Raw genomic sequence first — 18,783 nt, 5'->3', positions numbered from 1 at the left:
TTAATTGGTTGGGTAAAATTCTTCAATAACTGCACTGATTACCCAGACAATTAAACTAAATTTTCTGGTGGAGAATGGCAAAAACTTGACCAATTTGGCCAAGAGGAAGACTTAGGGTAGAAAAGGGGTTAAATGGTTCAGAATAGCTGGAGCTATGGAGGTAGATAGCAACCGATTAGAAACTCATCTTCTTTTATCTATCAGCCATTTAGGTTAATCCTGTCCCTTCCAAACAAGCTCGATCGAAAATTGCCCCCGTGGTTACTGCCGAGGCTAAACTAGCACAAAGAAGATTGGCATCAGTAAAATTTGTTCCGCGTAAAATCGCCCCGAAAAAAATTGCTTCCTCTAAATCGGTAGCCGACAGATCTGCCCCGGACAGATTAGCGCTAGTAAAATCCGCTTGGGTTAAAATCGCCCCGACAAAACTCACTCCCCGGCCATCGACACCGCGAAAATCCGCCCCGGACAAATCTAGATGATTAAAAACCGCCCCGGCTAAAAAAGCGCCGGCCAAACTTGCCCCAGTCACGATCGCATCGAGGAGAATTGCCCCGCGTAAATCGGCATTACGAAAATCTGCTCCCCTTAAATTTGCCCCTGTGAGGTCAGCACCGCGTAAATTTGCGCGTAAATTCGCCCCTGCTAGGTCTGCACCCGCTAAATCAGCCCCTGCCAAGTTCATGCCCGCTAAATCTTTTATCTCACCCTGACGAATTGCTAATAAATCAATACTGGGAAAAGTCATGTTCAGCCACGGTTAAATACTGTAAAAATATCTTAGAATATTCGTAAACCTTTGTTAAGAAAGCGCTCCATGTCCCTAGAGCTATTATCCCTAGAAAATATTGAAGAAATCGCCCACCAATACGGATACTGGGCAGTATTTATCGGCATCACCCTGGAAAATACGGGGATTCCCATCCCGGGAGAAACCATCACCATTGTCGGCGGCTTCCTTGCCGGTAGCGGTGATTTAAACTATTGGTTAGTTTTAGTCAGCGCAATTACAGGAGCAGTTTTGGGCGATAATTTTGGCTATTGGCTCGGTCGCGCTGGAGGTTGGCCGTTTTTGTTAAAAGTTGGCAAATTCTTTCGGATTCCGCCTCAAAAACTAGAATTAGCCAAGGATCAATTTAGTAAAAATGCACCCCGGGCGGTCTTTTTCGGTCGCTTCGTGGCTTTGTTAAGAATCTTTGCCGGTCCCATGGCGGGAATTGCCCGAATGCCCTACGGTCGCTTTTTCCTCTGTAATCTCGGTGGGGCGACGGTGTGGGCGACGATTATGGTGACATTGTCTTTCTTTTTAGGCCGTTTGTTCCCCTTGCACCAGTTAGTCAGTTCTATGGCTCGTTTTGGTATCTTGGCTTTAATTATCGTCCTAGCCTGGACAATTATTCACCCCATCCTTGAGTCACGGAAAACGGCGGTTTAAGGCCATGACGGGGAGCTGGTGCGTTTGTTGCGTCGGAATATCGATTGGTTGTGGCAGATTCCCCAACTACCTAGGGTTTGCTGAAAAAGTACTAGGCTGGGGTCAGGAGTCGGTCGTCAGTAGCCGGTCGTCGGGAGGGGAAGTCAGAATAACAGAATGACCTCGCACGTCTGCAAGTGGAACCCTTCCCAATCGAAGAGCGAAAGTGCAAGGGTTTTGAGTCCCCATTCCCATTTCTCAACGTTCGTTTCTGGGACTTTTTTAGCCAAAAAAGTCCCAAAACCATTTTATAGCAAGGCTTAAACTGATATTCAGCCAACCCTATTTAGGGTTGGCTGAATAAATCTAAAAACCTTGTTGGGTAAGACTTTTAGACTTTTTGTCAATCCAAAAGTACCAAATATGGGAGTGATCGGGGGGAAAATTCAGGGACTTTTTCCCTGAAAATTAGGTAATTGACCCCCTCAAAATCGGTAAAACCCTACACCCCACACCCCACACCCTACCCCCACGAAAAACTTTTTGCCGCAAACCCTAAATAGGGTTTGGTTCTGTATTTACCCCCGACACATCGGATATTCACAGGCAATTTACGGGTACAGACGAACGGATATCTTTGCGTCTGTTAGCCTTTTTTCGTCAAAACGATGAAATGTCCGTATCGAGTATCTGGAATCATGTACTCATAGACCTTTTCCCGATCATTTTTATCTTGAATAAATTCATCTACAGCCGTCTTTGGGCCCGAAGAAAAGAAACCGTAGTCATCGACGATGATAATCGCTCCGGGGGGGGTGATCGGGTGGAGAAACTCTAGTACCTGTTTGATTGGTTCGTACAGATCGAAATCCACATAGGCGAAAGAAACCCTCGCTGGTAAATTTTCCCCTCGCTCGAGGATTCGATCAAAAAATCCTTTGTGAATTACATAGCGATGTTCGGGAAAAGAAATCTTCCGTAATCGCTCTAGAACCATTCCCTCACGGCATCGCATTTTTCCCCTATAGGCTTCCATATTCCCCAAATCGAAAATATCGTGGAGCAAGTGATCTTTTTCCGAGGGGGCGGGCAAACCTTGAAAGGAATCGAATAGATGTAAGGTCTTGTCCGTTCCGGCGATTTCATTGGCGATCAGTGCGGAGGTTTCTCCCTGCGCCACACCAAACTCGCACACATCGCCCTCTACCTCCCGACACCGGGCTAAACCCTGCACGAGATAATAGGCCTCTGAAGGAGGCGTGCCGAGCAATGTGGTTAATAGATGCAGACGAAGATCGTTAGGCTCTATTACGGGATCGGACTCGTTGAGCTTTCCCTCGTAGGCCTGTGCCAGATTAGCGAAATTATCGAACCAGATCGGCAGCTCCGATGTGCGGTGGAGTGGTTCATCCTCGATCAAGGACGAGGTCAGAGCAATGGATTGATCATTCATAGCTGTTACCCATTTAAAATGGGTATTAGGATGTTAGAAAACAAACGCAGATTTATTAATTATCGATAAGAAAGCGGTTATCAGAAATAACCGCTTCTGGAATTTTCCAAGAATCTGTTTAACGTTCCCGGCGCCCGAAGTTTTTGCGCTCACCACCGCCACCACCGCCAAAATTATCTTCTTTGGGACGAGCTTTGTTGACTTTCATCTGTCGTCCCATCCATTCGGCCCCGTCAAGAGTTTCGATCGCTTTTGCTTCTTCCTCATCGGAGGACATTTCCACAAAACCAAAACCGCGCATTTTACCCGTTTCCCGATCTACGGGCAAGTAAACGCGACTAACCGTGCCGTATTCAGCGAATACCTCTTTCAAGTCATCTGTCGTGACGTCATAAACCAGATTACCAACGTAAATCGTCATGGATTGTCTCCCAATATCACAGCCATTTCGAGAAGGAGATCGGACACAACCCAGTCAAGGCCATCAGGGAAAAACCACTTCTGTTTGAAACCAATGCTGCTACCGAACCTAACTACTCTCTCTAAACTAGCATAGCTTATCAGTGATCAGTTATCAGTAGGAGTAGGGAGTATTAAGTGAGCAGTATTATAGGGCAGTTTTCTGCTTTCTTTTCACTGATTACTGTTTACTGTTTACTGCTCACTGATTAGGGTAGCCAAGGATATTGACTAAAATCGGGGGGACGTTTTTCGAGGAAAGCCTGTTTACCTTCAGCCCCTTCGGCGGTCATATAGTAGAGTAAAGTGGCATTACCCGCTAACTCCTGTAAACCCGCTTGACCATCACAATCAGCATTAAAAGCCGATTTTAGGCAGCGAATCGCCAAGGGACTTTTTTCGAGAATTTCTAAGGACCATTTAATCCCTTCCTGCTCTAATTCCTCTACTGGGACGACATGGTTAACCAAACCCATTGCTAACGCTTGTTGGGCGTTATACTGCCGACAGAGAAACCAAATCTCGCGAGCTTTTTTTTGACCCACTACCCGGGCCAGATAACTAGAGCCAAAACCGCCGTCAAAACTGCCCACTTTCGGACCGGTCTGGCCAAAAATGGCGTTATCCGCTGCTAAGGTTAAATCACAAACCAAGTGTAAAACATGACCGCCCCCGACCGCATAACCTGCCACCAGCGCGATAACTACCTTGGGGATGGAGCGAATTAATTTCTGTAAATCCAGCACATTGAGCCGGGGTACGCCATCATCGCCAATATAACCCGCCTGACCGCGCACCGTCTGATCGCCGCCGGAACAAAAAGCATATTTGCCATCGCTGTGGGGACCTGCACCCGTGAGCAATACCACCCCAATGCGCGCATCCTCGCGAGCATCACAGAAAGCGTCGTAAAGCTCAAAAACTGTCTTCGGACGGAAGGCATTACGCTTATGGGGGCGATTGATGGTAATTTTGGCGATTCCCCCCCATTTATGGTAAAGAATATCCTCGTAGGTTTTGACGGATTGCCATTCAACGCTCATAGTCTCGGTTATAGGCACAGCTTTTTTACCTTACCTCATTTTGTCCCCCACGTTGAAGCGGGGAGCGCCAGAATAGGGGAATGGATAGTTGACGGACAAGGTTTAAACCTGACTCCCTTCTTGATGTTTTCTGGGTATTTACTCAAAATATATTGATCCTAGTCGTGTAGATATCAGCGAGCGACCAGCAATTGCTGACCATAAAACCGAAATCGGTTATTGGGAAAGTGACACAATGATTGGAGGAAATTATCGAGGAATTATCGTTACATATATGGACAAAGCCTCGAAATTTTTAGTAGCAGGATTAGCCAAAAACAAAACCGCATCGGAAATCAAACCTTGTCACAGAAAAACTTTCCCAAGAGATTCACCCTGACCAAAGAAAAACCTTTACTTGTGACAAGGTTAAAGAATTTTGTGGACATCAAGAGTTGAGTCATACCAATTCTCCAAAGTCTGACTACAGAAGTTTAATCCCCCTAAATCCCCCTTAAAAAAGGGAACTTAAAGGGGGATTTAAATTCGATGTGTAGTTTTCATTTAGAGAAATGGTATCAGAAACTAGGAGCAGATTTTTATTTTACTACTTCTTATCATTCGTGGGAGAGGGGATTAAACGAGCATACCAATGGACTATTGAGACAATTTTTTGCCAAAAGAACGAATTTGAAAATCCTTAAACCAGAGCAGGTAGAAAGAGCGGTTTCTAGTCGCAGATATAAACAAGCTGCTTATCCTCAATCAGATGGGAAAGATGCTCTTTGGTCTCCTAGTTATTTTGTTTCTTCTGTGGGAGGTGTGCCATTGGCAGTTCTTAAGTGCTATATTAGAGATCAAGAAAAGCTGTCGTGAAACGAAGGGGTTTTAAACCCAAATTTTCGCTAATCAGATAGCCATTATCTCAAAAACTATCACCATGACGATCGATCCGCAACAACTCATCGAACTGGCTCTCAAATCGGGAGCAGTGGCAGCCGAAGTTTATCAATCTTCCTCCCTTTCCCATCCCGTTTTTTTTGAGGCTAATCGTCTCAAACAGCTAGAAAGTTCCGAATCTGTGGGAACTGCCTTAAGATTATGGCGCGAGGGTTGTCCGGGGTTAGCGGTGGGTTATGGTGATGTGGAACCGGAAATTTTAGTAGAAACAGCGTTAAATTTATCCTATCTCAATGCCCCCGAAGAAATCGAATTTTCGGCACCACGACAGGCAATTTATGACCCGATTGGCCAGGATGTGGCGGTAGAATCTTTAATCGAGATGGGTAATCAAATGATTGGCCAAATTCGCCAAGTTTATCCTGAGGTTATTTGTAGTGGTGAATGGGAATGTGAACGGGAAATCACCCGTTTAGTTAATTCCCAGGGTTTATATTGTCAATATACCGATACAGCTTTGAGTTATTATCTGGGGATTGAATGGGTGCGGGGGGAGGATTTTCTCGCGGTTTATGATGGGGAATATACTCGCAGTACACCTCATCCCGAAACCGTAATTAAACAGTTATTGCAGCGACTACAATGGGCCGCCAATAATGTGGATAGTCCCACAGGTAAATTACCAATTTTATTGACTGCTAATGCAGTTACCCTGTTATGGGGTACGGTGGCGATGGCTTTAAATGGTAAACAGATCTTAGAAAAATCCTCGCCCTGGAGTGATAAAATCGGTCAATTGGTTATGTCAGAACAGTTGACTTTATCTCAACAACCGGAGCGAGAACCCTATAGTTGTCCCTTTGATGATGAGGGAACTCCCACCAAATTTTTATCTTTAATTGAACGAGGTAGAGTTAAAGAATTCTATAGCGATCGTACCACAGCCAGACTATTAAAAACTACTCCGACGGGAAACGGTTTTCGTCCCGGGTTAGGGGTTTATCCTATGCCAGATTTAGTTAATCTAATCGTGGCACCGGGAGAGGGAACTTTAGAGGATTTAATCTCGCAAATAGATGAAGGTCTAGTTATTGACCAAATTTTAGGTCATGGGGCCGATATTTCGGGCGATTTTTCTGTCAATATCGATCTGGGTTATCGCATAGAAAAGGGCAAAATCACCGGACGAGTTAAAGATACAATGGTGACGGGAAATGTTTATACCGCTTTGCAGAATTTAATCGCTTTGGGGTCCGATAATCAATGGAATGGTTCCTGTTATACCCCCTCGCTAATTGTTGATAGTTTATCGGTGGTGGGTTAAATCAGTTATCAGTTATCAGTTATCAGTTGACCGATTACTGTTCACTGTTTACTGACCACTGAAATTACTAGGTGTAGGGCTAATTCCAGAATTAGCCCTACAATAGGCGTTGTCAAATTGAAAGATGCTCCGAATCAGCACCGGAACTAAAATTACTGTGATAGCTAAGGATTGCACTGCATCTTTCCTATTCTGATCTAACAATGCTTAATTTTTTGGGGCTTTATTTGACCTGAAAATAAGGGGTTCGCAGGTAGGCACGGATTCCCATTCTATAAGAAATTATCTGTCAAGTCGTGGGGTTTTGTCAAGCTTTTTTGGAAAAAAATTTAACCGATGTGAGTCGGTATTTTTCAGCTTGGCATTAACGCTTTAGTTGCCGAGGCACCAAGGCGATTTAATTGCCGATTAATTTGCCATCCGAGGAGGGTTAAACCCAACCACTGACCGAAGATTGCCAAAGCGAAAGAGGGAAGTGTAGCGTATTGAGTAGCGGCAATGGGAAGAAAAGTAAAAAACCATAAAAGCGGAGATTGACTGGGATCAACTCGCAGGACAGCGAAACAGAGGAAGGGGAAAATAATCAAAATGCCGATGCTAGTGGCTGCCAGCAAAGCGCGTTTATTTGTGCTGCCTAACATCAATAATTGGGCGATAGCGGCATAGACTAAAATCATGTTCATTGCCAAGAGAAACCCGGCTGCAGTGGCTAGTTTATATTGATGGAGAGGGGCGATAAAAATAGCGGGAAGGATGAATAAAATGGCAATGGCGACGTTAACAGCCATGGCTAGGGTAGAAGGGCTTTTTTCGCCAAAGATTAGAGCTTTCCCCAGACTAATGCCCGTTTTTCCTTGCAGATGACGATAGCGCGCCCAATCTTGGAGAGTTTGACGGGGGGGAGTGAGGGCAAAAAGGATTAACAAGCCAAAAATTGCCACAAAAACGCTAAGAATGACAAAATTATCGAAAAGATAGCTCGGTTCCAGAGTTTGGAAGACAAAACCTAGGCTAATGGCGCTAAAACAGCCCATCATCCAGTAACTTTGGGGTTTACTAATAAGAGTAACGAGGGGATTATGGAAGCGACGCTGGATAATTCTGGTTAAACCGTAGGTACAGAGGGCGAAATTGAGCAAAATTAAGCCAATACCCATTATAACCGATTGCCAGAGAGATTGACCGTACCAACGCAGATCGAAGATTTGTGAGATTCCTAGATAGCGTACCGCATCGGGGGGGAGAAAGGTAGATTTAACTAGATAGGGAAGGAAAAAACTAGGATTAAAGAGAATTAACCAATCAAAGGGGGTACGGGAACCGCCATAGCCCGATAAAGTAAAAATACTGCTATAAAACACAAAGATTAAGACTGTAGCACTGCCTAACCAGGGTTGAAATCCTCCTAACCATGGCGTGGCTAAAGCGAAACTAAGGGCAGCATGATAGAAAAAGGCACAACTAGCGATCAGAACCGCGTAGAAGGCTAAAATTAACGACAAGGGAATACCTGCTAATAAACCCGCCCCCAAGTGAAAGGGTAAAGCGAGAAGACAGACGAGATAGAGGAGAATGGGAACCCCGAAAATTTTGCCGATAAAAATCGTTTTGGCGGGTTGGGGACTCAGACGGATAAAATTAAGTGTACCTCGGCGCTCTTCCCCAGAAAGATCGGCAATTAATTGATAGGTTCCCACCACTAAAAGAGCGAAAATGCCGGTAATACTCAGAAAAGTGAAGATATCTAACCACCATAACCGGGAGATAATCATCCATTGACCATTTAAGTCTTGGATACAGTATTTAAGCCCACTATAGGGATAATAGTCGTTGTTATTGGGGGGATTAGCGGTACAGTAACGACTAAATCCCGCTCCTACTGGCAAGAGATTTTGATAGTACAAGTAAACTAATAATTGACCAACAAGGGAGATAATCGAGGCGATCGAGATATTTTTCGGGGTTAATCTTCCTTGCCATTCTCGCATAATTTGCGGGTTGGTTTCCGTAAGGCGATCGATTATTGTCAGTATCATATTTCTGTCCTCTCTACAGCCGTCAACAGGAGCTAATCCTAGATTAACCCGGTAACTTCTCGATCGGTTTGGGGATGAAGAAATCCCTCGATATGCAGCTAAGTAGCTGGTTATAATTAAATTAAAAAGGGATTTTAGGTTCGATCCCTCCTGAAATCCGCTCTTGATCAGGGGGGTGCCGATCTACCCTGCTAAGATAGCGTTGGGCGAGGATGCGAAGTAAGTCCTTGAATTGATCAGAGAAAAGGAGTTTAAAGGATGAAAATGACTTATCTGGAAGCTACTGCCAAATTTTACAGCGAAGTAGCCCAAGCTCCCGAAGTGGGGCTATGTTGTGTTCAAAGCAGTCCTTTGCAACTGCCGGGGTTAAAAATCCCCGCCATTATGCAGGAGATGAACTATGGTTGTGGCACGACGGTGCAGGTTAATGAATTGGGCAATTCTCCCAGGGTTTTGTATGTGGGTGTGGGTGGTGGTTTAGAAGCACTGCAATTCGCCTATTTTTCCCGTCGTCCGGGGGGAGTCATTGCGGTGGATCCAGTGCCGGAAATGCGTTGGGCAGCCCAAAGAAATCTCGGCGAAGCACTGCCAGAAAATCCCTGGTTTAGTCTCGATTTTGTGGAAATTAAAGATGGTTCCGCTTTTGAATTGCCGGTGGAGGATGCCTCCGTCGATGTAGTGGCGCAGAATTGTCTTTTTAATATCTTTAAACCAGCCGATTTACAGTTAGCTTTACGCGAGGCTTTTCGCGTCTTAAAACCGGGAGGACGTTTACTGATGAGTGATCCGATCGCCCCTCGTCCAATTCCTGAACATTTGCAAGAAGATCAGCGTTTAAGGGCTATGTGTCTATCGGGGGCCTTGACCTACGATGATTATATTCAACAGTTGATTGCTGCTGGTTTTGGTCAGGTAGAAATTCGGGCCCGTCGTCCCTATCGTTTACTGGACTGTCAGAGTTATAATTTAGCCAAGCCGCTCCTCTTAGAAAGTTTGGATTCCGTTGCTTTTAAAGTAGCTATTCCCGAAGATGGGGCCTGTATTTTTACCGGCAAAACTGCTATTTATACTGGTACGGAGGCAATTTTTGATGATGGTGCTGGGCATATTTTAGCCAAAGGATTACCAGTGGCCGTCTGTGATAAAACTGCGAGCAACTTAGCTCGTTTGTCTCCCCAAGATATCCTCATCACCGAGTCCACTTGGCACTATAATGGGGGCGGTTGCTGTTAAAAAAGTACGGTCGAGGCAAGTTCGATCCCTCAGTTATCAGTTATCAGTTATCAGTTATCAGTTATCAGTTACCAGTTACCAGTTTTCAGTTACCAGTTACCAGTTTTCAGTTTTCAGTTACCAGTTATCAGTTATCAGATGTGAGTTTTCAGTTCACTGATTACTGTTTACTGTTCACTGGACGGCTACGCCGTGCCTTTGGCAACACTGAAAAAAACTAGCCTTGCACTACCTGTTTAAGGGTGGTAAAGGTTTCTAGGTTGATTAACCCCCGGCGCTGGCCTTTTTGGTTGGAAATGCCCAAAAATACCGATTCTCCCTGTTTGGGATTGCGATCAAATCGGGGTGAAGAATTGATATAAACTAAAGCACTATCGGACTCCATGGCGAATTGACGACTTTCTCGATAGGATTCGGTGACAATACAATCCGCATGACCGCTACTATACTTATTAATCCAAGCGATCGCATCAGTGAGGGTATCCACTAACCTAAAGGCCACCGTTTTTTCTAAATAGGGTCTTTGCCAATCATTATCGGTAGTAATAGTTAAATGTTCGGGAAAATCCGCCGCTAATCGGGTATCTCCCCGCAATTTAAAGCCTTTTTCCTGCAAACTTTTAAACAAACGACTTAAAGTTGAAGAATTGTGATGGGGACTAATTAAAACTTTTTCGATCGCGTTAACCGGATCTGGTATGCTGCCATGACTATCGATAATTACCTGACGAGCTAACTCCAAGTCGCCACTAGGAGACCAGTACAAATAACAGTTTCCCATGGCCGCACGCAAAACGGGAACGGTAGCCAATTGACTCACGCGACCGATTAAACTAGGGCGACCGTAGGGAATAATCAAATTAACATAATTTTCCTGGGTCAGCAACTCCTCTAGGGAGGGACTAGAATCACAGGGTAAACCACTCACACAATCCACGGGTAAACCCACATCTTCCAATGCTTCTTGGATAATTTCCGTAATCACCTCATCGGAATGACTAGAGGCATTGGAACCGCGAATAATCAAACTATTGCCACTTTTTAGGGAAAATCCCGCCGCTACCATCGCTAATTCCGGAAAACCTTCATAGACGAAGGCAATCACTCCTAAAGGCATCCTTTGGCAATAGGTTTGGGAAGGATTGAGTTGATAGGCTGCGTTAATTACCTGTTGCAGCGGATCCGATGCTTCCGCTAGTTGTTGTAATACCTCCACCGTCGTCTCTAAACGTTCGGGAGTTAACCGTAGCCAGCGAATCATTTGTTCTGAGACAGCCATCTCTCGACTGACTTCTAAATCGAGGGTATTGGCTTCTAAAATACGATCAAAGCCAGTTTTAATGGCATTAGCGATCGCAATTACTCCGCGATTTCTTTCATTGCCATTAAATTGACCTAGAGCCAGAAAAGCATTGTATGCTTGCTTAAAGATCGTCAGGGGGGGGATGGAGGAACTTTCGATCATAGATTCTTGTCTAGCGTCGATAGGCTAACCAAAAGATTAACGCGGGCAAAATAACTAATAGCATAACTAGAATTGCCCCAAAAATCACGCTTACCCCTGGCGGTGATTTTAAAATTAAGGGTAGCCAGACGACCGATAATAACAGAATTATCCCCACCATCAGGGGTAATACCTCTTGTGCAAGGCGCCGATTCGTACTCACCCAACGAAATCCCGTCCAGCGCCAACTGCGTTTATAGGGATAGTGGGGGGCTAATTGTTCGATAATTTGGCCGTTTTCCTGTACCACAAATATCTGTTGACAGCGATCGCAGCCAAAGGCATCGGTCAATAAAATCGGGCATAATGTCCCTTTCCGACGACAGGGACAAGGATAGTCTTGGTGTAGGTCGATTTTGGTATATTTATGCGGTCGCACAAGCTAAATTTTTGTTTATAAACGGTTGTTTTTAGTCGCTCGTGGTCAATAGCTCAGGGATTCAATGGTTGCCCAAAATCCTCAACCCTATTGCTCACGGATAATTCCCATCTTAAGGGATATCCCTAAATTATTCCTACTAATCTTAAGAGCTATTTCAAGATTTTTTCAAGCGGGCAACGCGATTCGAACGCGCGACATTCACCTTGGCAAGGTGACGCTCTACCACTGAGCTATGCCCGCAAGCCGTTTTTTTACACTTCCCTAAGCATCCCAAATCTCAGAGCATTTGTCAAGTGGTTTGGAGCATTTTTTTACAATAATTCATCTTCTGGCCAATCCCCCAAACCGGTAATAGCTTCGAGAACCACTTCTATCTTAGCCTGTAGTCGGTTGAACTGATGTTGCAAGCGATCAAAGCACTTGTCAATGGCGGCGAATTTTTCAGTGATAGGGCGTTCCATAGCCTCAAAAGCTGCCGTAATCGGCCCCTCTGGTTCTAAATCTAATTCCAGAGTCTTGATTCTCTCGACAGCGGGGAGTGGGGACAACTAAAACCCTAAATGCTGGGGGAATTTTCTTAGCCTTCCATCAGTGCCTGTGGGGGATTATTTTCCAATAATTCTAGGGGTTTATCTTCATCCCGGGGGCGCAATTGACGCATGAGACTAGCCATTTCTAGGGCAGATAGGCCATAATTCCAGCCCAAATTACTTTTAATCCCGGCCCGTTCGAGGGCCTGTTGTAGAGTATCAGTGGTGAGAATACCGAAGACAACGGGAACACCTGTCTGAAAAGCGGCCGCAGCGATGCCTTTAGCAGCCTCGGCAGCAACGTAGTCAAAATGGGGCGTTTGTCCGCGAATAATTGCCCCTAGACAAATAACGGCATCGTAACGGTGGGAAAGAGCGACTTGACGGGCTACCATTGGCACTTCAAAGCTACCCGGTACCCAGATATAATCGACTTGGGTGCCATCGGGATTGACATCAACCCCGTGACGCTTGAGACAGTCTTGACAGCCTGATAACAGTTTATCAGTGACCAGATCATTAAAACGACCAATCACGATCGCAAAGTGCAAGGACGATATATCCTCTGTAAAATTTCCCTCAAAAACAGTCATAGGTAAAAGGGGTTAGGGGTTGGGGAGAAGTGGGGTGTGGGGTGTGGGGTGTGGGGAGAATACTGACTCCTGACGACTGACTCCTGACGACTGGCTCCTGACTCCTGTCCCCCGTCCCCCTGATCAAGACTAAATCACTAAAAAGTTTAAAATAGCGACGGCAACGACTAAAATCGCCCAAATTGCCGAACCCACATAGAGAAGGGGTTTCGATTGATCCCAGTTTTGGGGGGAAGCATAGGCAACGGGGACACCAATCACCATCAGCAAGGAAAATAAAACTAAGGCAATGAGAAAAAATTGAAAAACAATAGACATGATTGGGTTCTCCTAAAGCAGTTGATCTTTATCTAGATAATTCTCCCAGATTTGATACTTGTATGGAAGAGCCTCGCTTCCACTCAACTTAACTGGACGATCCTTTCTCTAAGTCCTCCCTGAATCAGGGTTTCCCAGGAGATATCCCTGTCAGACTGAATCCACGAGCATTTTAATTTTACTGCCAGTGACTACCCAGCCCCAGCGGGGCTGAAAACTTTTTTCCAGTGTCTATCCTTGTCAAAAGCAGCATGGCAAGGGTTAGGTGGGGGAATTGACTCTCTGTGATACCCTGCTCAGATTACAGTATTTTCGCGTTTTCGCCAAAGCTGCCCTAGAAAGATGTCCAGACTGCTGAACTGCTAAAAGCTAATGGTCAAGGCCTCCCAAACGGATGCCAGCGCCAAAAATGACGAACAATACTGCTAGAGTGGTGACGGCGACTATGTGCAGGGCGAGGAAATTTAAGTTTTCCTCGCTCAGTTTAGGAATGAGAAAAAAGCGGGAATGAAGGGCCAAGATGAGAGTTAATAACAGTAAAGCTAACTTAATTCCTATATAAACCGATAAAAAACTATCAAATGACCAAAAATCACGAAATCCGGGCAAATAAATCCAAGTCAGTCCCAGGCCTGTTATTACCTGCAACAATAGCGCAGATAACCCAAAACTTTCAAAATATTGCTCAAATTGACGAATTCGGTCTGGTTCTCGGTTTTTGAGGGCCTGGGGTAGAACGGTGACTGCCAACAATAAATGCCCACCGGCCCAGACGGTCGCCCCTAGGGTGTGGAGAATTACTAAAATTTTGAACAACATCGGTTTCTCTCAGTCATCGAAAATTTGGGTCTGAAACCCCGTCGTTCTACGACGGCTTTACTGTTAAATATTAGAACATTTACGAAATATATGCTAAAATGTGAGGTATGGAAAAAGCCTATTCTTACCGATTTTACCCCACACCGGAACAAGAGTCGCTATTGCGGCGCACATTGGGCTGTGTAAGATTAGTTTACAACAAAGCTCTCCATCTCAGAACACAAGCTTGGTATGAAAGACAAGAAAGAGTAGGATATGTTCAAACTTCTTCAATGCTAACCGAGTGGAAAAAACAAGAAGAATTAAACTTTCTCAACGAAGTTAGCTGTGTACCCTTACAACAAGGGTTAAGACATTTACAAACAGCTTTTACTAATTTCTTTGCTGGTCGTACTAAGTATCCTAACTTTAAGAAAAAACATCAAGGAGGAAGTGCCGAATTTACTAAGTCTGCTTTTAAATTTAAAGACAAACAAATCTATTTAGCCAAATGCACGGAACCTTTACCTATTCGATGGTCAAGACAAATACCAGAAAGCTGTGAACCAAGCACAGTAACAGTCAGATTACATCCTTCTGGACGTTGGCATATTTCAATTAGATTTGATGACCTAACAATTAAGCCATTACCAGTAACAGATAAAGCCATCGGAATTGACTTAGGAATTAGTAGCATTGTGATTACCAGCGATGGCGATAAAGTATCTAATCCTAAGCACTTTAAAAAGCATTATCGGAGACTGCGAAAGGCACAAAAAAGCCTTTCTAGAAAACAGAAAGGGTCAAAAAATCGGGAAAAAGCGAGAATCAAAGTAGCCAGAATTCACGCCCAAATTACTGATAACAGAAAAGACCATTTACATAAGCTAACCACTCAATTAGTTCGTGAAAACCAAACGATTGTAGTTGAAAACTTAGCCGTCAAGAATATGGTCAAAAAACCCAAGTTATCTCAGGCAATATCTGACGTTAGTTGGGGAGAAATCACCCGACAATTAGCCTATAAATGCCGTTGGTATGGGAGAAACTACATCGAAATAGATAGATGGTTTCCCAGTTCTAAAAGGTGTAGTAATTGCGGGTATATTGCTGAGAAAATGCCGTTAAATGTTCGACAGTGGGACTGTCCAATCTGTGGGATTCACCATGACCGAGATATTAACGCAAGTAAAAATATTTTGGCCGCAGGGCTTGCGGTGTCAGTCTGTAGAGCGACCATAAGACCAGAACAGAGTAAATCTGTTAAGTAAGGCAGGTGCGAAAAATCCTTCGGGAAAGAAGCAGAAACCCAAATCGTGAGGTTTGGGAATCGCCGTCCGTTTTACGGCGGCGAGGATGTCAAGATTTGCTAACTTATAGTTCTTGACCCGGTTATTGCCGAGCATTTAGTAACAATAGATACAGAAAAAATCCCGATAACTTCTCCTTACTAAAAAATATGGATTTAATTTTATGTCATCAAACGGCGGATTTTGACGCTTTGGGGGCAGCGGTGGGTTTATCGTTGCTGAAAGCGGGTAGTCGCATTGTGTTAACGGGGGGAGCGCACCCAACAGTAAGGGAATTTTTAGCCCTGCATCGGGATGAATTCGCTTTAATTGAAATGCGTAGTGTCAATCCGTCCCAGATTCGCTCTTTAATTATCGTTGATAATCAGTGGCGAGAGCGTCTGGGAAAAGCCTCCCAGTGGCTCGATTTAGGGCATTTACAGGCGATCGAATTGTATGATCATCATTTGGATAGTGAAAGTGATATTCATGCCTCTAGCGTCCATTTAGAAGCGGTGGGAGCCACCACGACTTTAATTGTCGAAGCTTTACAAAAAGCCCAGATTAAACCAAACTCGATGGCAGCGACGGTAATGGCACTCGGTATTCACGTTGACACGGGTTCCCTGACTTTTGCCAGTAGTACCCCCAGGGATGCCTATGCTTTGGCTTGGTTAATGACCTGTGCTGCTAACATTAAAACGATCGCCCAATACTGTCAACCGAGTTTTTCCCCGCGCTTACAGGAGTTATTTAGCCTTGCTTGGGAAAATCTAGAGATTAAAACGATCCATGACCGTAAAATCGCCCACGTTCTTCTCCATACTGCCGATTTTATCCCCGGTTTGTCTAGTGTGGCCGAGCGCCTACTGGAATTATCCGATAGTGATGCGCTACTTTTTGGTCATAGTTATAGTAAAGACGAGGAAGATAAGTCCCGACAGCGTTTAACTGTGATTGGTCGCTCTAGAATCGATGGAGTGAATCTATATCAGCTTTTTTCCCCCTATAACGGCGGTGGTCATGCTCAGGCCGCTTCGGTGAGTTTTCGCGATGTTCAGCCAGTTCAACAGTTAAACCAACTGCTGGGGGACTTAATTGCCCAAATTCCCCCTTCTCCCACCGCTAGGGATTTAATGTCTTCTCCGGTGCGGACAATTCGTCCCGATACTTCCATATCTCAAGCCGAGCGCATCCTTTTCCGTTACGGCCATTCGGGGTTATCGGTGGTAGATGAGCAGGATCGCTTAGTTGGGGTGATTTCTCGTCGTGACCTCGATTTAGCTCTCCATCACGGCTTTTCTCGCTCTCCTGTGAAGGGATACATGACTTGTAATCCGAAAACTATTACCCCCGACACTTCCCTTCAGGAAATCGAGTCACTGATGGTAACGTACGATTTGGGGCGTTTACCTGTACTAGAAAACGGGCAGTTAGTCGGTATCGTCACTCGTACAGATGTATTAAGACAGATTCATCAAAATGAGCGGGTGCGTTTTGAAGGGTTTGCTTTGGTTTCCTGTCTTTTACCGACGATTAAAGAGCGTTTAGAGTCGATTTTATGGTCATTCCTGCAAGCTGCCGCCGCTGCCGCTCAAAAACGCGGTTGGCATCTCTATCTGGTTGGGGGTGCGGTGCGGGATTTATTGTTAGCCACAGAAAGGGATACTTTATTGTTACAGGATATCGATTTAGTGGTGGATGGCTGCCATCGCGCCGCCGGTGTGGGTGCGGGGGTAGAATTGGCTAATTGTTTACGCGAAATTTATCCGGAGGCCCGGTTATCGATTCACGGGGAATTTCAGACGGCGGCTTTGTTATGGCACAAAGATGAGCGTTTTGGCTCGTTATGGGTGGATATCGCTACGGCACGCACGGAATTCTATCCCTATCCTGCCAGTAATCCCCAAGTGGAGGCTAGTTCGATTCGACAGGATTTGTATAGAAGGGATTTTACAATTAATGCTCTGGCAATTCGCCTAACTTCGCCGAAAGAGGGGGAATTACTCGACTTTTTTGGCGGTATGTTGGATTTACGCGCCCAAAATATCCGGGTTTTACACGCTAATAGTTTTATCGAGGATCCGACGCGCATCTATCGAGCGGTGCGTTTTGCCACTCGGTTAGGATTTGTTATTGAACCCTTGACAGAAAGCTATATTAGGTATGCGATCGAAAGTGGAGTTTATGATCGCTCACGGCAACAAAATCAGAATGCACCCGCTTTACAGTCCCGTTTAAAAGCGGAGTTGAATTATATTTTAGAGGCGGATTACTGGGAAAGTGCCTTAGCAAAGTTGGCCGAGTTGGGGGCTTTGCACTGTTTACACGGGGATTTAAGTTTAAATCGGGCTTTATGGCGACAATTGCGCTGTCTCAGTCGTTGGTTAGATTGTTTAAGTCTGGAATTGCCAGTGAATGCTTGGTTAATGCGGTTGGAATTATTAATCGCTTCTCTGGCTGTGGGGGAAAGAATAGCGATCGCTAATAATTTACAATTGCCTAAAGATACTGTGGAGCGTTTACAAAAACTAGAAGTTATGGAAAGGGAGATTAGCAATAATTTTGCTTATGATCGACCCGTTAGTCAAATTGTCAGCTTTTTCAATGGTTATCAGGTTCCTAGTTTGTTATTGGTGGCGGTGAGGAGTCAGACTAGGATTCGGGGTTTAATCTGGCAATATTTAACTAAATGGTCGCAGATTGAGGCTCCTATCGACGGCAATGACCTTAAAGCTTTGGGTTATCAACCAGGTCCCGGGTTTAAATCGTTACTTGCGGCGGTGTTGGGGGCAACTTTAGATGGAATAGTCAGCAATAAAAGCGAAGCCAGGGCTTTTATTGCTAGATTAACTAAGTCAGCAGATTAGGTATCGGCTGCCCCTTCATTTTCCGAAGATTGTCTTTGATCGCTGGAATAACCGCCTCTACCTCCTCTGGTGGTGGTACGATTAGAAGCAGCCCGGAATTGACGAGCGTAGGCGCGGTTGCGTTCAGCTTTTTCTTTTTTCAAATTACGACGTTTAGCCACAAGAATCTCCTTGGGATATTAGATAGACAAGCGGGGAAACGAGCGATCGCTTCCCCTGTTGACAATGAAAAGAAGTTAGGTAATCATAGCCTAGAATGGTTACGATTGGGGATTAGTAGCGACGATCTCGATTGCGATTGCCACCACCGAAGGAAGATTTGGGTTCTCTTTCACGAGCTTGATTGACTTTTAATTCTCGCCCCATCCATTGAGCGCCGTCAAGAGCGGCAATAGCCTTCGTTTCTTCCTCTGGGGTTTCCATTTCCACGAAAGCGAACCCGCGTTTTTTTCCCGTTTCCCGATCCATGGGGAGGTGAACGCGCTTAATTTTACCGTATTCTTTAAAAACCTCAACTACGTCGTCTTGGTCAACCTCGAAGGGGAGATTACCAACATAAATTGACATAAAACCTATCCTTGCACAGATAAAAACAACAGATTTGTAGAGAACGAAGATTTCGGGAACTAGCTGAACCAATACTAAACAGAAACGCTTT

17 protein-coding genes, 1 tRNA gene and 3 pseudogenes are annotated in these 18,783 nt (G+C 44.9%); 7 read left to right on the top strand and 14 right to left on the bottom strand.

Annotated elements, in window-relative coordinates:
- Positions 1 to 208: 208 nt before the first annotated feature.
- Entirely contained in the window at positions 209 to 748 is a 540-nt protein-coding gene (locus ACQY1Y_RS13440) for a pentapeptide repeat-containing protein (protein ID WP_002775354.1), read from the bottom strand.
- A 69-nt stretch (positions 749 to 817) separates the two neighbouring features.
- Here ACQY1Y_RS13440 and ACQY1Y_RS13435 point away from each other — a divergent pair, with 69 nt between their 5' ends.
- Positions 818 to 1,435: a DedA family protein gene (locus tag ACQY1Y_RS13435; RefSeq protein WP_002734739.1), complete on the top strand. Its 618-nt coding sequence runs from the start codon at positions 818 to 820 to the stop codon at positions 1,433 to 1,435.
- A 625-nt stretch (positions 1,436 to 2,060) separates the two neighbouring features.
- On the opposite strand, the gene ACQY1Y_RS13430 is transcribed toward ACQY1Y_RS13435, so the two are convergent.
- The 3 genes from ACQY1Y_RS13430 to menB form a co-directional block, all read right to left on the bottom strand.
- A complete protein-coding gene (locus tag ACQY1Y_RS13430; RefSeq protein WP_430012932.1) occupies positions 2,061 to 2,867 on the bottom strand; it encodes a TylF/MycF/NovP-related O-methyltransferase in 807 nt (268 codons plus the stop codon).
- Positions 2,868 to 2,985: 118 nt separating this feature from the next.
- The gene (locus tag ACQY1Y_RS13425; protein WP_002799864.1) at positions 2,986 to 3,288 is read right to left on the bottom strand and encodes an RNA recognition motif domain-containing protein; all 303 of its coding nucleotides are present in this window, start codon (positions 3,286 to 3,288) and stop codon (positions 2,986 to 2,988) included.
- Positions 3,289 to 3,535: 247 nt separating this feature from the next.
- A complete protein-coding gene (gene menB, locus ACQY1Y_RS13420) occupies positions 3,536 to 4,369 on the bottom strand; it encodes a 1,4-dihydroxy-2-naphthoyl-CoA synthase (RefSeq protein ID WP_002732420.1) in 834 nt (277 codons plus the stop codon).
- Between the two features lie 157 nt (positions 4,370 to 4,526).
- On the opposite strand from menB, the pseudogene ACQY1Y_RS13415 reads away from it, so the two are divergent.
- From ACQY1Y_RS13415 to ACQY1Y_RS13405, 3 genes and pseudogenes are all read left to right on the top strand, one after another.
- Positions 4,527 to 5,080, top strand: a pseudogene (locus ACQY1Y_RS13415) (hypothetical protein); the annotation flags it as partial.
- Positions 5,069 to 5,224 (top strand): annotated as a pseudogene (locus ACQY1Y_RS13410) (transposase); the annotation flags it as partial. The pseudogenes ACQY1Y_RS13415 and ACQY1Y_RS13410, both read left to right, overlap by 12 nt.
- Positions 5,225 to 5,288: 64 nt before the next feature.
- Complete coding sequence (locus tag ACQY1Y_RS13405; RefSeq protein WP_004157944.1) at positions 5,289 to 6,572, top strand: TldD/PmbA family protein; 1,284 nt, start codon at positions 5,289 to 5,291, stop codon at positions 6,570 to 6,572.
- 353 nt (positions 6,573 to 6,925) lie between these two features.
- Here ACQY1Y_RS13405 and ACQY1Y_RS13400 read toward each other — a convergent pair whose 3' ends face one another.
- A complete protein-coding gene (locus ACQY1Y_RS13400; protein ID WP_430012931.1) occupies positions 6,926 to 8,608 on the bottom strand; it encodes a hypothetical protein in 1,683 nt (560 codons plus the stop codon).
- A 258-nt stretch (positions 8,609 to 8,866) separates the two neighbouring features.
- Here ACQY1Y_RS13400 and arsM point away from each other — a divergent pair, with 258 nt between their 5' ends.
- Entirely contained in the window at positions 8,867 to 9,841 is a 975-nt protein-coding gene (arsM, locus tag ACQY1Y_RS13395; protein WP_176721618.1) for an arsenosugar biosynthesis arsenite methyltransferase ArsM, read from the top strand.
- Positions 9,842 to 10,058: 217 nt separating this feature from the next.
- Here the strand turns inward: arsM and ACQY1Y_RS13390 are convergent, their stop codons facing one another.
- The 7 genes from ACQY1Y_RS13390 to ACQY1Y_RS13360 form a co-directional block, all read right to left on the bottom strand.
- A complete protein-coding gene (locus tag ACQY1Y_RS13390) occupies positions 10,059 to 11,306 on the bottom strand; it encodes a glutamate-5-semialdehyde dehydrogenase (RefSeq protein WP_002731517.1) in 1,248 nt (415 codons plus the stop codon).
- Between the two features lie 10 nt (positions 11,307 to 11,316).
- Positions 11,317 to 11,724 (bottom strand): hypothetical protein, encoded by a 408-nt coding sequence (locus ACQY1Y_RS13385; RefSeq protein WP_002733508.1) that lies wholly within the window; start codon positions 11,722 to 11,724, stop codon positions 11,317 to 11,319.
- A gap of 171 nt (positions 11,725 to 11,895) precedes the next feature.
- Positions 11,896 to 11,967: transfer RNA gene (locus ACQY1Y_RS13380), tRNA-Gly, on the bottom strand.
- A gap of 71 nt (positions 11,968 to 12,038) precedes the next feature.
- Positions 12,039 to 12,275, bottom strand: a complete 237-nt coding sequence (locus tag ACQY1Y_RS13375) for a hypothetical protein (RefSeq protein ID WP_002775335.1) — start codon at positions 12,273 to 12,275, stop codon at positions 12,039 to 12,041.
- Positions 12,276 to 12,304: 29 nt separating this feature from the next.
- Positions 12,305 to 12,850 (bottom strand): 6,7-dimethyl-8-ribityllumazine synthase, encoded by a 546-nt coding sequence (ribH, locus tag ACQY1Y_RS13370; protein WP_002734236.1) that lies wholly within the window; start codon positions 12,848 to 12,850, stop codon positions 12,305 to 12,307.
- A gap of 129 nt (positions 12,851 to 12,979) precedes the next feature.
- Positions 12,980 to 13,168 (bottom strand): photosystem II reaction center protein PsbZ, encoded by a 189-nt coding sequence (psbZ, locus tag ACQY1Y_RS13365; RefSeq protein WP_002732865.1) that lies wholly within the window; start codon positions 13,166 to 13,168, stop codon positions 12,980 to 12,982.
- 369 nt (positions 13,169 to 13,537) lie between these two features.
- A complete protein-coding gene (locus ACQY1Y_RS13360) occupies positions 13,538 to 13,987 on the bottom strand; it encodes a CopD family protein (protein ID WP_002732847.1) in 450 nt (149 codons plus the stop codon).
- A 107-nt stretch (positions 13,988 to 14,094) separates the two neighbouring features.
- Here ACQY1Y_RS13360 and ACQY1Y_RS13355 point away from each other — a divergent pair.
- Together ACQY1Y_RS13355 and ACQY1Y_RS13350 are read left to right on the top strand one after the other, a co-directional pair.
- Positions 14,095 to 15,286: pseudogene (locus tag ACQY1Y_RS13355) on the top strand (RNA-guided endonuclease InsQ/TnpB family protein).
- Positions 15,287 to 15,425: 139 nt separating this feature from the next.
- Positions 15,426 to 18,125 (top strand): CBS domain-containing protein, encoded by a 2,700-nt coding sequence (locus ACQY1Y_RS13350; protein WP_430012930.1) that lies wholly within the window; start codon positions 15,426 to 15,428, stop codon positions 18,123 to 18,125.
- On the opposite strand, the gene ACQY1Y_RS13345 is transcribed toward ACQY1Y_RS13350, so the two are convergent.
- Entirely contained in the window at positions 18,122 to 18,286 is a 165-nt protein-coding gene (locus ACQY1Y_RS13345) for a hypothetical protein (protein ID WP_002733784.1), read from the bottom strand. The genes ACQY1Y_RS13350 and ACQY1Y_RS13345 overlap by 4 nt on opposite strands.
- Positions 18,287 to 18,398: 112 nt before the next feature.
- Positions 18,399 to 18,692 carry an RNA recognition motif domain-containing protein gene (locus ACQY1Y_RS13340; protein ID WP_002731511.1) on the bottom strand — a complete coding sequence of 98 codons (294 nt, stop codon included), beginning with the start codon at positions 18,690 to 18,692 and terminating at the stop codon, positions 18,399 to 18,401.
- Between the last annotated feature and the right edge of the window lie 91 nt (positions 18,693 to 18,783).

This window comes from Microcystis ichthyoblabe FBCC-A1114 (assembly GCF_050500245.1).
In the GTDB taxonomy this organism is placed as follows: Bacteria; Cyanobacteriota; Cyanobacteriia; order Cyanobacteriales; family Microcystaceae; genus Microcystis; species Microcystis ichthyoblabe_A.
The sequence above is the reverse complement of the archived record's forward strand: the minus strand, read 5'-3'. Positions and strand labels throughout refer to the sequence as shown.

What these genes read in the sequence shown, in the direction of transcription:
- ACQY1Y_RS13440 (WP_002775354.1), bottom strand. Translation starts at nt 748, where the DNA reads ATGACTTTTCCCAGTATTGATTTATTAGCAATTCGTCAGGGTGAGATA.
- ACQY1Y_RS13435 (WP_002734739.1), top strand. Translation starts at nt 818, where the DNA reads ATGTCCCTAGAGCTATTATCCCTAGAAAATATTGAAGAAATCGCCCAC.
- ACQY1Y_RS13430 (WP_430012932.1), bottom strand. Translation starts at nt 2,867, where the DNA reads ATGAATGATCAATCCATTGCTCTGACCTCGTCCTTGATCGAGGATGAA.
- ACQY1Y_RS13425 (WP_002799864.1), bottom strand. Translation starts at nt 3,288, where the DNA reads ATGACGATTTACGTTGGTAATCTGGTTTATGACGTCACGACAGATGAC.
- menB (WP_002732420.1), bottom strand. Translation starts at nt 4,369, where the DNA reads ATGAGCGTTGAATGGCAATCCGTCAAAACCTACGAGGATATTCTTTAC.
- ACQY1Y_RS13405 (WP_004157944.1), top strand. Translation starts at nt 5,289, where the DNA reads ATGACGATCGATCCGCAACAACTCATCGAACTGGCTCTCAAATCGGGA.
- ACQY1Y_RS13400 (WP_430012931.1), bottom strand. Translation starts at nt 8,608, where the DNA reads ATGATACTGACAATAATCGATCGCCTTACGGAAACCAACCCGCAAATT.
- arsM (WP_176721618.1), top strand. Translation starts at nt 8,867, where the DNA reads ATGAAAATGACTTATCTGGAAGCTACTGCCAAATTTTACAGCGAAGTA.
- ACQY1Y_RS13390 (WP_002731517.1), bottom strand. Translation starts at nt 11,306, where the DNA reads ATGATCGAAAGTTCCTCCATCCCCCCCCTGACGATCTTTAAGCAAGCA.
- ribH (WP_002734236.1), bottom strand. Translation starts at nt 12,850, where the DNA reads ATGACTGTTTTTGAGGGAAATTTTACAGAGGATATATCGTCCTTGCAC.
- psbZ (WP_002732865.1), bottom strand. Translation starts at nt 13,168, where the DNA reads ATGTCTATTGTTTTTCAATTTTTTCTCATTGCCTTAGTTTTATTTTCC.
- ACQY1Y_RS13360 (WP_002732847.1), bottom strand. Translation starts at nt 13,987, where the DNA reads ATGTTGTTCAAAATTTTAGTAATTCTCCACACCCTAGGGGCGACCGTC.
- ACQY1Y_RS13350 (WP_430012930.1), top strand. Translation starts at nt 15,426, where the DNA reads ATGGATTTAATTTTATGTCATCAAACGGCGGATTTTGACGCTTTGGGG.
- ACQY1Y_RS13340 (WP_002731511.1), bottom strand. Translation starts at nt 18,692, where the DNA reads ATGTCAATTTATGTTGGTAATCTCCCCTTCGAGGTTGACCAAGACGAC.